The following is a 12386-nucleotide window of genomic DNA, read 5'->3' on the forward strand; positions in this document are numbered from 1 at the left end:
ATCCCACTACCCGCCTGCGGGCAGATCGGTGCGCGGAGCGGCCCCCAGATGCACACCGACCCTCTTGACGAGGAGCGTCATCTCATAGGCGACCTGGCCGACGTCCGAGTCGGCGTCCGAGAGGACGGCCAGGCAGCTGCCGTCGCCGGCGGCCGTCACGAAGAGAAAGGCGTCGTCCAGCTCGACGACGGTCTGCCGGACGTTGCCGGCCTCGAAGTGCCGGCCCACCCCCTTGGCCAGGCTGTGGAATCCGGAGGCGACAGCGGCGAGGTGCTCGCTGTCCTCCCGGGTCAGGTCCTTGGACACGCCGGTCGGCAGGCCGTCGCCGGAGAGCACGAGGGCCTTGCGGATGCTCGCCACACGGTCCACGAGGTCGTCCAGGAGCCAGTTGAGCTCGCCGGCCTTGCCGGTGTCGGTGTGGCCGCTCGCCTTCGGTGCGGTCATCGACCGTCCCCCTTTGTCGTTCGTTGTGGTGCTGTGCCGCTGTGGGCGTCGTCGCCCGCGGCGTTCTCGTCACGGCCACGCTGCCAGCCGCGCTGGAGCGAGGCCATACGGCTGCGTACCTCGTCGGCGTCCCGCTCGACGAGCTCCGGGCCGTCCTGCGTGCGCCGCTGGGCGCTCTGCTTGAGCTGCGGAGCCAGGTTGGCCTGCCGTACGCGCCTGGGCAGGGGCCCGGCGCCGGGGCCTGGCTCCTGTGGTGCGGTGCCGGGGCGCGGGGCGGCGGTGTCCTGGCCGCCCTGTGTGATCCCGGTGGGGCGGCTGACCATGGGGAGGGCGGGGGGCTGCGGGCTCCCGCCGCGGCCCCCTGGCTCGGGTGTCGCGGATGCGGGGCGCTCGGCAGGGCGGTCGGCCCCGCCGGTGCGCGGGCGCAGCGGTGAGGCACCGCGCCGGCGGGTCGGCAGCGGGGGCGCGGACTTCTCGTCGGAGCGGCCCGGGCCCCGCCCGGTCGGCGGTTGTTCGGCCCGGCGGCGGGACGGCAATGGTGCGGGGGCTTCCGGCTCTGGGCGTCCGGAACCCGTCGACGGCTCGTCGGCAGGGTCCTCGCGCCACGGCCGCTGCTCGGTGACCGGGCGTCCGTGCGAGCTGACCAGCTTGGGCGTGCGCCGGCGGGGCAGCGGGACGGCCGCGCTCATGTCGTCGTCGGCGTCGCCGCCCGCCGGTTCGCGGAGCTCGGGCTCGCCATGGAGCGAGCCGCCGGTGGTCTCGTCCTGTGCGAGCGCGATGGAGCGGCGCGGGCGGAAGAGCCCGCCGCGTTCGCTGTCCTCGTCGTCGAGCGCGCCGGGGAAGTCCTCGATGCCGTCGAGGTCGACCGGTGCCTCCAGTTCGACCGGGCCGTCCAGGAGCCCGGCGGGCAGACCGGGAAGCTGCGCGGGCGTCCGGGAGAGCGCGTTGCCCGGCCGCCCCTCCAGCTCGGCCTCCTTCGAGTGGTGGGGCCGGTCGAGACGGAAGCCGATGCCGTTGGTGTCCGGGACGTCGTCCGTGAGCAGCGCGTCGGGGACGAACAGCACAGCGGTGGTGCCGCCGTACGGGGACGGCTGCAGGGAGACTCGGACGTTCTGCCGCTGGGCGAGCCGGCTGACCACGAACAGTCCGAGGCGGTCGGTGTCGGACAGTTCGAACTCCGGTGTCTCGGCGAGCCGGAGGTTGGCGTCCAGAAGGGCGTCGGCCGCCATGCCGAGACCGCGGTCGTGGATCTCCAGGGTGAAGCCGTTGGCGACCCGCTCGCCCAGGACCTGGACGGCCGTGTGCGGTGGAGAGAACACCGTGGCGTTCTCCAGTAGTTCCGCCACGAGATGGGTCAGGTCGGCGACGGCCGGGCCGGTGACGGCGATCCGCGGCAGGCGGCGGACCTCGATGCGTTCGTAGTCCTCGACCTCGGCGACGGCGGCCCGGACGACGTCCATGAGTTGGACGGGCTTGCGCCACTGCCGGGAGGGGGCGGCGCCGGAGAGGATCACGAGACCCTCGGCGTGCCGTCGCATACGGGTGGTCAGATGGTCGAGGCGGAACAGGTCGGCGAGTTCGTCGGTGTCCTCGGTCCGGCGTTCCATGCTGTCCAGCAGGGTGAGCTGCTTGTGCAGCAGGACCTGGCTGCGGCGGGCGAGGTTGACGAACACTTCGGAGACCCCGGCGCGCAGTTCGGCCTGTTTGACGGCGGCCTCGACTGCGGCACGCTGCAGGGTGTTGAGGGCCTGGCCGACCTCGCCGATCTCGTTCTTGTCGTACTCCAGGCGGGGGACCTCGGTCTCCACGTCGACCTGTTCGCCCGCGGACAGGCGCCGCATGACGCTCGGCAGCCGCACGCCGGACGCCTCGTGGGCCTCCAGGCGCAGTTGACGCAGGTCGCGGATGAGAGTGCGGCCGATGCGCGCCGAGACGATCAGCGAGAGGACCACGGCGACCAGGCCCAGGACTCCGGCGACGGCCGCCTTGACGATGACGTTCATCGCGACCGGTTGCACCCGGTCCTGCAGGCGGTCGCCGGCCTGGTCGTCGAGGGTGGCGAGTGCGGTCAGGACGCTGTCCGCGTCGGCGTCCCAGCTCTTGGCGCTGACCGAACGGGGCGTACCGGCAGCGGAGTCGATGACGGACCGCTCGGCCGAGCGCAGCGGGGCGGTGGCGGCGCTCTTCCAGAACCGGTCGTAGCGTGCGCGCTCGGCCGACGGCAGCACCGGCAGGCTGATGTCGTACAACTGGGTGCGCTGTGCGACCAGGTCGGAGACCTCGCGGACCTCCTCGCGGGTGAGCGTGCCGACGACCAGGGAGGAGCCGAGCAGGGCGTCCTCCCGGGAGAGGAGTTCGCGGGCGCGGGTGATGTTGACGAGGGCGCGCGCCTGCCGGTCGATCTCCACGTTGTCGACCGCCTCGACGGCGGCCAGGAAGGTGTAGCAGGGGTCTACAACGCGGTTGTAGAGGTGGAGGGCCTCGGCGCGGGTCAGCGTGCCCTGCTCGGCGCTGCTGCGCAGGGAGTCGACGCCGTTGAAGGCGTCCAGGACGGCGGTGAGGCGTTCGTCGTCGCCCGCGTCCAGTCCGTCGCGGACGTCGGGGTCGTTTGCATTCTTGCGGACCTTGGCGATGGCCTCGTCGGAGGCGCGGCGGGTGGTGCGGAGCGCGGCGAGCGCGTCGGAAGCCCGCGGGTCGGCGAGATAGACGAGGGTCTGTCGGCGTTCCTGCTGGAGGACGCGGACGGTGTCCTCGATGGGATAGCCCATGTCCTTGACGGCCGTGGACACCTGGAACAGCTGAGTGACCGCCCGTCCCGTGAGTACCGTGGCGAATCCCCAGATCGCGGTGAGGGACACCAGCGGCACGAGAAGCAGCGCCACGATCTTCCGGCGGATCGACTTCCCGCGAAAGCGCATGGCCTCCCCCAGCTCGACCCCCTCCGTCCGGGGGTACACATGTGCGTCAACAAACGGCGCGAGCCTACTACCGACGCACAGTTAACTCGAAGACCCGTCCGGAGGCTGAACTTCCGCACTGGCTCGGTGAGATGGGGAGTTGTCCGGGCATTGCGGGAGATTGCGGCCCGCGTTCGCGCGGGGACGGCCCATGCGGATCCGGTCGGTGTGGGCGGTCAGTTGGCCAGAATTTTTCGTTTCCTGGGAATCTTCGCAGCGCGTCGTTCGTCCTTCTCTTCGGGAAATGGGGGCGGAATCGGCCACACGAGCCGCATCCCGCAACCGGGCGGCGTAAAACAGCGCAAGCCGGGCAGCCACTGGGGAGCCGTGTGTTCGGGCACGGACGGGGGTTTCTGGCGGTGGGGAGTGACACGTTGATGGGCACGGCGGAGCGGTACGAGGCGCCCACGGCGGGCGATGCGGCGCACCAGACGGTGCAGCGGAGCCCCGAGGCACTGGATCACGACATTCCGGCGCGCAGAGGCGGGCCCGGACCCGCTGGGCGCGTCACGGCTGAAGAGCAGCCGCACTACCGGCCGTTGTGGATCGAGGAGCCCGCGCGACGGCGCCGTATGCCCGATCCGGTGCGGACGGCCGCGGTGCGGGCGGTGCTGATCATCGCTGTGACGCTGATCCAGGCGATGGTCGCGTTCCTGTGCACTCTGGCCGGATCATGGCTGGCCTTCCCCATGGTCCTCAGCAGTGTGGCGAGCACCGTGGCGGCGACGTGGGCTGCGCTCGACGTCTGGGTGACCCGCCAGGTGTGGAACCAGCGCAATGGCGTGGTGTCGGTCCCGAGCAGCACCGCCCGTGCCCTGCGGCGCGAGCGGCGCAGGGCACGCCGACAGGCACGGACTGCGGAGCGGGCTCAGCAGCGAATACAGCGGCGGGGTGGCGCAGGGCGGTTGTCGCACCCCTGAGCGAGCCGAGTGGTCGCGCGGTCGCCCGCCCCTAGGGGTTTGCAGGTGCGGGGCGTTTGAACATCCGGGTCGCGGTGATCTCGCTGTGCACCGTCTCCTCCGCCTGGGGCTGCTGCGGCAGTCCGGGGCGGAGGTGTTCCTCCACGCTGATGTACTTCAGGCCGGCTCGCAGGTCGGCATCGTTGCGCAGCCGGATCACCAGCGGGAACTCCGCGAGCGCCGTCGTGTCGAACAGGCCGGTGGTGTAGAGGAGTTGGACACCCAGCGCGTCCGACACGGCCCGCTGCAGCTCCAGCAGATAGGTCGCGTTGGCACGGCCGATGGGGTTGTCCAGGAACAGCGTGCCCGCGTGGCGGTGCTTGTCGCGGCCCCGGTCGTTCGAGCGCAGCGCGGCCATCGTGCAGTACAGGGCGATGGCCGCGGTGAGCAGCTGACCGCCGGAGAACACGTCACCCATCTGCCCGACGGGCACCCGCTCGGCGCGCAGTACGGCGTCCGGCTTGAGGATCTCGACGGCGACGCCCTTGGGCTGGAGCGCAGCGCCCACGCCCCGCAGCAGCAGGGACATGCCGTCGCGTCGCAGGTCTGAGTTCTTCTTCACGGCCGCCCGGGTGGCCTCGTCGATGACCTCGCCGAGCCGCTCGGTGAGCGTGGCCTGATCCGGCTCCTCGAAGCGGATGCGCAGGAACTCCTGCCCGGACCACTCCCCCAGCCCCTCCGGCAGCCGCGACAGCCGCTGAGCGGACCGCAGCGTCGCCAGCGCCGACTCCACGAGCCCGCGCAGCCGGTCCACGATCGAGTCCCGGTTCCGCTCCAGTTGCGCCAACTCATCGGTCAGGACGCGCAGTCGGGGCGCGAACGCGTCCGCCCACTTCTGGGCGTGCTCGGGCAGCGCGGCGGCGGGCAGCTCACGGATCTGCTGTCGCGCCGGGGTGCGGACCTGCTCGTAGCGGGTGGAGTTGGCGTGCCGCACGAGCACATCGCTCGCCTCGCGTACGGCGGCCTCGGCGGCCGACAGGTCGGCGGCGCAGCCGCGCAGGGAGCGGCGGGCCTCCGCGGCGGACTGCCGGGCCTCCTCCAGGCTGCCGGCGTACGGCTCCGGCTCCTCCTGCTCGTCGTCCAGGGCATGCTCGCGCAGCAGGTCGCGGAGCATCGCGGCGATCTCGTCGAAGCCGCCGGCCGCGTCCTCGGCGGCGCGGTGGGCATCGAGGAGCTCGGCGTGGGCCTCGCGGGCCTGGCTCAACGCCTCGGTGCGGGAAGCGAGTTCGGCGGTCGCGATGCGCAGCAGCGCCTGTGCGTGCTCGGCGTCGCGCGGCTCCAGCTCCTCGGGCAGCTCGGTGTGCGCCTCGCCGTCCTCGGGCGCGTGCCGCTCGGCCTCACCGCGCAGCCGTCCGAGTTGCTCGCTCGCGGTCGACGTCCGGGTCTCCAGGAGCTGCACCAGCTCCTCGGCCCGGGCGGCGGCTGCCTGCCGGGACGGCCCGTCGGAGCCGTCCGGCGACTGCAGCAGCTGCTCGGCGCGGGTGCGGACCTTGTTGCTGAGGCGGTCCAGCTCGGCGCGGGCCGCGCTCTCGTCGCTCTCCGCGCGGGCCTGCTCGGCGCGCAGATCGGCGCCGACGCCGACCTTCTCGTATACCTGGGAGGCCGTCCGGTAGGCCTCGCGGAGTGCGGGCAGCGACGACTTCGGGGCCGCTGCGTCGTCCTCGGGTACGTCGTCGGGGGCGCCCGCGATCTCCGCGCGTTCGGCGCGCAGTGCCCGTGCGGTGCGGCGGGCGTCGTCGGCGGCGCGCTGGGCGCCGCGGCGGTCCTCGTCGGCGGCGCGGGCGCGCTCCAGACAGGCCTGGGCGCGGGCCTCCGCCTCGACGCCGTCGTCGGCCAGTTCGCGCAGTTTGACCTGCCAGCCGGCCCGCTCGCGCAGCCGGAAGGCGAGCCCGGCGAGGGCGTCGGCCGCGCGCCGGGCCTTCTGCGCCGCCTCCTGCCGCTCGTCGCGCAGCTGCGCGGCCTCGGCGGCGACCTCGTCCGCCTCGGCACGTGCCGAACGTGCCTCGGTCAGCTCGGCCTCGGCCTCCTCGGCGAACACCCGCGCGTCGTGCGCGGCCCGGGCCAGCTCGACGAGCCGGCCCGCCGGGCAGCCGGTGCGCCAGGAGGCGAGCCGCGCCGCCAGCTCACGGTCCTTGCCGAGGCGTGCGGCGAGCGTCCTGATCTCCTCGTCCCGCTCGGTCGCCCGTGCGCGCAGCGCCTGCCGCTCCTCGTCCGCGGCATGCTCGTCGTGCATGGCGGGGTTCGGCGGTACGAGGAATACGTTGCTGTCGCCCGAGTCGGCGGCCGGGGTGGGGGCGAGCAGGGCGGCGGCCGTGCCGACGGCCACGGCGGACCGCGGCAGCAGCGCCGCCTCGCTGAGGGCCTCGCGGGCGCGGGCGTGGGTGTCGGGATCGGTGATGATCACGCCGTCGACCAGCTCCGGGCGGGCGGCCAGCACGCGCGCGTGGTCGGCGGGGTCCACGGCCTGGGCGAGATAGCGCCAGCCGGGCAGGGCCGGAATGCCGTGCTCGCCCAGGAACTCCACGGTGGCCAGCACGTCCGGCCCGGGCGGGAGCAGTCCGCCGTCACCGAGCGCGCCGAGGATCCGCGCGTCGTCGGCCGCGGCGGTCCGCAGCTCGAAGAGCTGCCGCTCGGCAAAGGACACGGAGTCGTCGAGCAGCTCACGCAGTTCGTCGGCGAAGCGGTCGAGCTCCTCGGGGGTGAGGGCGGCTTCGTCGCTGTCCGTTTCGTGGCGGGGGTGCGGAACCGACGGGCGTGCTTCGGGGACCGACGGCCGGGCGTCCTTGCCGGACAGGTTCAGCAGCTCCGCCAGTCGCTCCTCGGCCGCCAGCGCCTGTGCGATGCGGCGCTCGGCCTCGTACGACCGCCGCGTCGCCGCAGCCGCGTCCGCCGCGCGGGCCGCGGTCAGTTCGGCGCGGGACTCGGCGGAAGCCGCCTCGCGCGCGTGCTCCGTCGCCTTGTGCGAGGCCTCACGTGCGGTGTCCCAGGCGGCGACCGCCGTCTTCTCGGCGTCGCTGGCGGCGAGGGCGGCACGGGCCGGGTCGGCGTCGGGCGCGCTGTCGTCGAGCCATCCCGCGCGGACCGCCTCGGCGGTCTCCTGCTCGACCTCGGTGAGGCGCTGGCGCAGATGCCCGATCTCGCTGCGGGCCCGCTGCGCCTCGGTGGCGGCAGCGGTCGAGTCCCGGTAGGCGGCCTCGCCGACCTCCTGCAGCGCGGCGGACCGCTCCTCCTCCTCGTTGGCGAGGCTCTCGGCGCTCTCCGCGGCCGCGTGCAGGGCCCGTACGAGATCCACGGCGGCCTTGGCCCGGGCGGCGAGCGCGGGCGCCGCGTCCCGCTCGGCTTCCTGGATGGCGGCGGCCACGCGCGCGACGCGGTCGGCGGCGGCGCGGTGGCGCAGCACGGCCTCGGCGGCCTGCCAGGCGGAGTGCAGGGTGCGCGCGTCGGCGAGTTCGCGTTTCTGCCCGGCGGCGGACTTCTCGGCGGCGGCGAGCGCCAAGGAGGCGTTCCGGTAGGCGAGTTCCGCGGCGATCAGCGCGCTGCGCTCCCGGGCCGCCTCGGAGTGCGTGACCGCGTACGCGGCGGCGGTGACACGCTGGGCGAGGTCGGCGGCCCGGACCCGTTCCTGCACGCCCCGCGCCGACAGCCGACGCGCCAGCGTGCGGGTGCGGCGCTCGGCGCCGGTGTGGATGTCACGCGCGCGTGCCCGGGCCTCGGCGGCCTCGACGATCCGTCCGAGCAGATCCACCGATCCGGCGGTGAAATCGCGTTCGGCGATCAGCTCGGCCCGGCGGCCCAGCTTGTTGCCGAAGCCGCTGACCAGGTCGGCGAGCCCGTCGGTGTCCCGGGTGTCGGTCACGGCGCGCAGCAGCAGGTCGGTGAAGTCGGAGTCCTTCTTGACCGCGAAGAGGCCGGCCGCCTCGCCCTCGTCGGCGTTCATCTCCCGCTGGTAGCGGAAGAGTTCGGGGTCGAGGCCGAGGTCGCCGAGGTGTTCGATCCACCGGTCGTGGATCTCCTCCCAGTGCACCTCCAGGTGCGGATACGCCTTGCCCGCCTCGGTGAGGGCGTCCCGGAAGCCCTTCATGGTGCGCCGGCGACCCTGCGCGCCCGACTGGCCCTCGACGGCCGGCCGTACGGCGGTGGCCTCGGCGACGGGCAGGTTGTCCAGGGACAGCCCGGGGCCGGGCCGGAAGGAGTACCAGGCCTCGGCGAACTTCCGCGGGTCGTTGGAGACTTGCCGTCCGCGCCACTCGCTGACCTTGCCGACGACGACGCACTCGCCGGTGAGCGTGTGCTGCCACTCCAGGGCGACGTGCCCGCAGTCGTCGGCGAGCAGGAACTTGCGCAGCACGCCGGAGCTGGCGCCGCCGAGGGTGTTGCGGTGCCCCGGCAGCATCACCGAGAAGATCAGCTTCAGCAGGACCGACTTGCCGCCGCCGTTCTCCAGGAAGAGCACGCCGGCGGGCGCGGGGCGGCGCGGCGGGCCGACGGGCTCCTCCTCGAAGAACTCCGCCTGGGTGGGCGCGGGGTCGGGCACGGGCTCGCCCACGCCCCGCAGGTCGAGCACGGTGTCGGCGTAGCGCGCACCTGCTGGACCGATGGAGTAGAGGCGGACCCGGGACAGCTCGTACATGGCGGACTCTCGTAAGTCTTCGGCAGGTCGGGGAGGTTCAGGAGTGCGACGGCGCGTGGAACGGCAGCCCGGCGTCGGCCGCCAGTTCCAGATCGTCGGTGTTCTCGGGCGGCAGCAGCGTCGGAGTGCCGTCGGTCACCGGGACCACGCCCAGCTCCAGCAGTTCGGCCATCGCGGCGCTGCCCGCCATGTCGCGTACCTGGAGCTGGTAGCGGGAAGTCGTGCGGTACGTGCCGCCGTTGTCGTCGCCGGTGCGCTGCAGGAAGCCGGAGTCGGTGAGGAACGCGGCCGCCTTGCCGACGATGCCGGTGGTCGAACCGGCGAGCCTGCGCGCGTCCTTGGTGGCACCGGCCGCGCTGCGTCTCGCCCAGATCCGCCACGCGGCCTCGAGGCCGGGTGCGTCGGTGGCCGGGTCGGTGTTGTCGCCGTGTTCTTCGGCACGCTCCTCCAGGCGGCGGCAGGCCTGCCGTACGAACGCGTCGACACCGTTGACCGTCACGCGCCCGATGTACCCGTCGTCGGCGAGGTCCTCGGGGCGCGGGAAGGCCATGGCGGCGATGGCGAGATGGGCCAGTCCGTGCAGGAAGCGGTCGCCGCCGTCGGCGGACGTACGTCGCGCGTAGTCGCCCATACGGACGGCGAACACCGAGTCCTCGGCGGCCGTCACGGCCATCCCCGCGCGCGGGGACACCTCCAGCACCACCAGCCCGAGCCCGGCGGCCACGGCGTCCGCGAGCCGCGCGAACGGGGGGTCCTCGCGGTAGCGGCGCAGCAGCTCGGCGTACTCCTGGTCCCGCGCGGGCTGCAACTTGGGCTGCAGCCCGAAAGCGACGAGCCGCGCCGCGTCGGCGGCGTCGGCGGGCGTGACGGCGGCGGTCGCCGACGGGGCCGGGGCCTCCGTTTCACTCCACTCGACGTGCTCACTCACTGCTCGGGCTCCTTGTCGCGTTCCTGCTCACTCATGCTGCTTCCGTCCGGTCCGCCGCCATGCCCGCCGCGTCCAGCAGGGCCGTGCCGACGATGAGATCGGCTCCGCCGAACTCCGGATCGTCCAGCTCCGTCCCGTCGTCCACGGCGAACAGCAGCTTCTCCTCGCCCTGGCGGTATGCGGTACCGACCGCCGGGCTGGCCGCGTGCACCGCCAACAGGGCCACCAGATACGGCAGTTCGGGATCCTGTCGGCGGGCCTCGGCCAACAACCCCGACAACCGGCGCGGCGCATCGGCGGGCAGGTCCAGCAGCTCCGTCGCCGCGGCCAGCTGCTCCTCGCTGAACCGGCTGTCGTCCGGCGTCGCGATCAGATCCGGCTCGGGCATCTCCGCGCCCAGGTGCTCCCGCTCCACCGGCGGCGTCAGCAGTATGTCCACGAGGTCACCCACCCGTACGGACACCGGCGTACGCAGTCCGGTGCCCCGGGCGAAGAAGGCGTCCGTGACGCGGACCGCCTGTTCCAGCGGCAAGGGCAGCACGGGGGCGACGAGATGCCCGTAGAGGTCGATCCCCGACGACGTCATGGGGGTCGCGAACGCCTGCCGGTCCTGCTCGGCGCGGAACAGCGGGCCGGCCTCCAGCAGGCGGGACTGCAGCTGGGTGTGCCTGCGGATGCAGTCCTTGACGATGTCGACGAGCTCGGCCGCGCGCCGCTTGTGCTCGGGGTCCTCTGTCTCGTCACGGGCCTTGCGGATGTTGGTGAGGATCGCGTTCTCGTGCCGGTAGCGGTCGGCGACGTGGTCAAGTGCCTCGGCGATCATGTCGGGGACTGAGTTGAGCCAGTCCACCGCCCGGACGTTGCGCCTGGTCGCATCCAGGGCTCTGCGGAGGGTTTCCGAGTACTGCACCGTCCGGTAGCGCGCCTGTTCGGCGGCGAGCTGGGCGTCGGCGAGGCGGCCCCGGTTGATCAGGACCTCCAGTTTCACCTCGGCGGCGATCTGCGCGCTGGTGACGTCCGTGTCCAGGGCGCCGACCAGGACGTTGACCGCCTCGTCCGTGGTACGGAGATAGACGGTGCCGCCGGGGCCCGGCACCTCCTCGATCAGCTTGAAGTCGTAGTCACGGCGGACATAGCTGCCGTCGCTCGTGAACGTGCCGTAGACGGCGCGGAAGCCGCGGTCGACGCTGCCGACGTTGATCAGGTTCTCCAGGACCCAGCGGGCCACGCGCTCGTGCTCGGCGACGGGCCGCTGCGGGGCCTGGGCGGCGATGCGCGGGATGAGCCGGGCGACTATCTGGTCGTGGTCGGCGCCCGTGTCGAAGTCCATGTTCAGGGTGACCAGGTCGATGGCGGCCAGCGCCACCTCCGCCATGCCGTACACCGAGTACTCACCGGCGAGGTTGGCCTTGCGTGCGTCGAGGTCGTGCAGCGGCGCGGTGCAGGCGAGCGCGCGCAGGCGCCGCGCCAGCCCCTCGTCGGCGGCCGGGCCCGGTGCGGGGCGCGGCCCCGCGCTGAGCTGGGGCGGAACGCTGTCCGTCGATGCAGGCGAAGTCACGGTGCACAGACTAGGTCCTCGGTCTGACATCGACCCAAACGACTCAGATGCGACCAGGCGTCACGCTCGCCACAGCAGTGGCCTGGCACTCCTGCGTCCCGCTAACCGTCCTCCCCGACCCGCCGCCGGTACACCTCCACCACCCGCTCGAGCGAGTCGTCGAGGTAGACCTCCAGCAGTTTCTCGGCCGCCCGCCGGTCCCCCGCCTGCAGGGCCTGCAGAATCTGCCGGTTGCGGGCCAGGTACGGCTCGTGCAGGGCTTTGGGGTCGTCCACGATGTGGAAGGCCAGCCGCAGTTCGGCGAAGACGCTGCGCATCAGCTCGTCGGTGCGGGCGCTGCCGGCGAGGGCCACCAGCTCCCGGTGGAAGTGGATGTTGGCGGTACCCACGCCTTTCCAGTCACCCTCGCGCGCCGCCCGCTGCCCCTCCCCGACGACCTCGGCGAGTGCGTCCAGGCCGTACGGCGGCTCGCCCAGCCCGCGGACGACGGCACACTCGACGAGGCGCCGGGTGCGGTAGATGTCCTCGACGTCCTCGACGGTCAGGACCCGGACGAAGACGCCCCGGTTCAGCTCGTGCACAAGCAGACGTTCGTGGGTGAGCAGCCGGAACGCCTCGCGCAGTGTGTTGCGGGAGACTCCGAGCGCGCCCCCGATGCTGTCCTCCGACAGCCGGGTGCCGGGCGGGAAGAACCCCTCGGCGATACGGCCCCTGAGGATGTCCGAGACGCGCTCGGCGGTGCTGGTGCGCCCCAGGAGAGCCCGGTCGTCGGCCAGTCCGGTCAGCTGCTCTGCCATGCCCGGAATTCAATCGCAGATACGAGGACGAAACAACATGGGTATTGAAGGATCGTTCAACGATCCTCTACCTTGCTACGCACGGCGCCGCTTTCGCCCCGGGCGCCGACCGC

At 73.0% G+C, this 12386-nt stretch carries 7 protein-coding genes; 1 reads left to right on the forward strand and 6 read right to left on the reverse strand.

Translation table 11 applies throughout. From position 1 onward, the window contains the following. Positions 1–6: 6 nt before the first annotated feature. Both ACWCRD_RS35535 and ACWCRD_RS35540 read right to left on the reverse strand, forming a co-directional pair. Complete coding sequence (locus ACWCRD_RS35535; RefSeq protein ID WP_115909427.1) at positions 7–444, reverse strand: roadblock/LC7 domain-containing protein; 438 nt, start codon at positions 442–444, stop codon at positions 7–9. Further along, positions 441–3362 carry a nitrate- and nitrite sensing domain-containing protein gene (locus ACWCRD_RS35540; protein ID WP_450969845.1) on the reverse strand — a complete coding sequence of 974 codons (2922 nt, stop codon included), beginning with the start codon at positions 3360–3362 and terminating at the stop codon, positions 441–443. The genes ACWCRD_RS35535 and ACWCRD_RS35540 overlap by 4 nt, the downstream gene beginning before the upstream one ends. A gap of 416 nt (positions 3363–3778) precedes the next feature. Here ACWCRD_RS35540 and ACWCRD_RS35545 point away from each other — a divergent pair, with 416 nt between their 5' ends. Then, positions 3779–4321: a hypothetical protein gene (locus ACWCRD_RS35545; protein WP_450969846.1), complete on the forward strand. Its 543-nt coding sequence runs from the start codon at positions 3779–3781 to the stop codon at positions 4319–4321. Between the two features lie 31 nt (positions 4322–4352). On the opposite strand, the gene ACWCRD_RS35550 is transcribed toward ACWCRD_RS35545, so the two are convergent. From ACWCRD_RS35550 to ACWCRD_RS35565, 4 genes are all read right to left on the reverse strand, one after another. Beyond that, positions 4353–8990 carry a hypothetical protein gene (locus ACWCRD_RS35550; protein ID WP_450969847.1) on the reverse strand — a complete coding sequence of 1546 codons (4638 nt, stop codon included), beginning with the start codon at positions 8988–8990 and terminating at the stop codon, positions 4353–4355. Positions 8991–9027: 37 nt separating this feature from the next. After that, on the reverse strand, positions 9028–9918 hold the full coding sequence (locus ACWCRD_RS35555) for a hypothetical protein (protein ID WP_450969848.1): 891 nt from the start codon (positions 9916–9918) through the stop codon (positions 9028–9030). Between the two features lie 31 nt (positions 9919–9949). Continuing rightward, on the reverse strand, positions 9950–11476 hold the full coding sequence (locus tag ACWCRD_RS35560) for a hypothetical protein (RefSeq protein WP_450969849.1): 1527 nt from the start codon (positions 11474–11476) through the stop codon (positions 9950–9952). Positions 11477–11577: 101 nt separating this feature from the next. Further along, the gene (locus ACWCRD_RS35565) at positions 11578–12273 is read right to left on the reverse strand and encodes a GntR family transcriptional regulator (RefSeq protein ID WP_450969850.1); all 696 of its coding nucleotides are present in this window, start codon (positions 12271–12273) and stop codon (positions 11578–11580) included. Positions 12274–12386 lie beyond the last annotated feature (113 nt).

Source organism: Streptomyces sp. NPDC002092 (assembly GCF_053593775.1).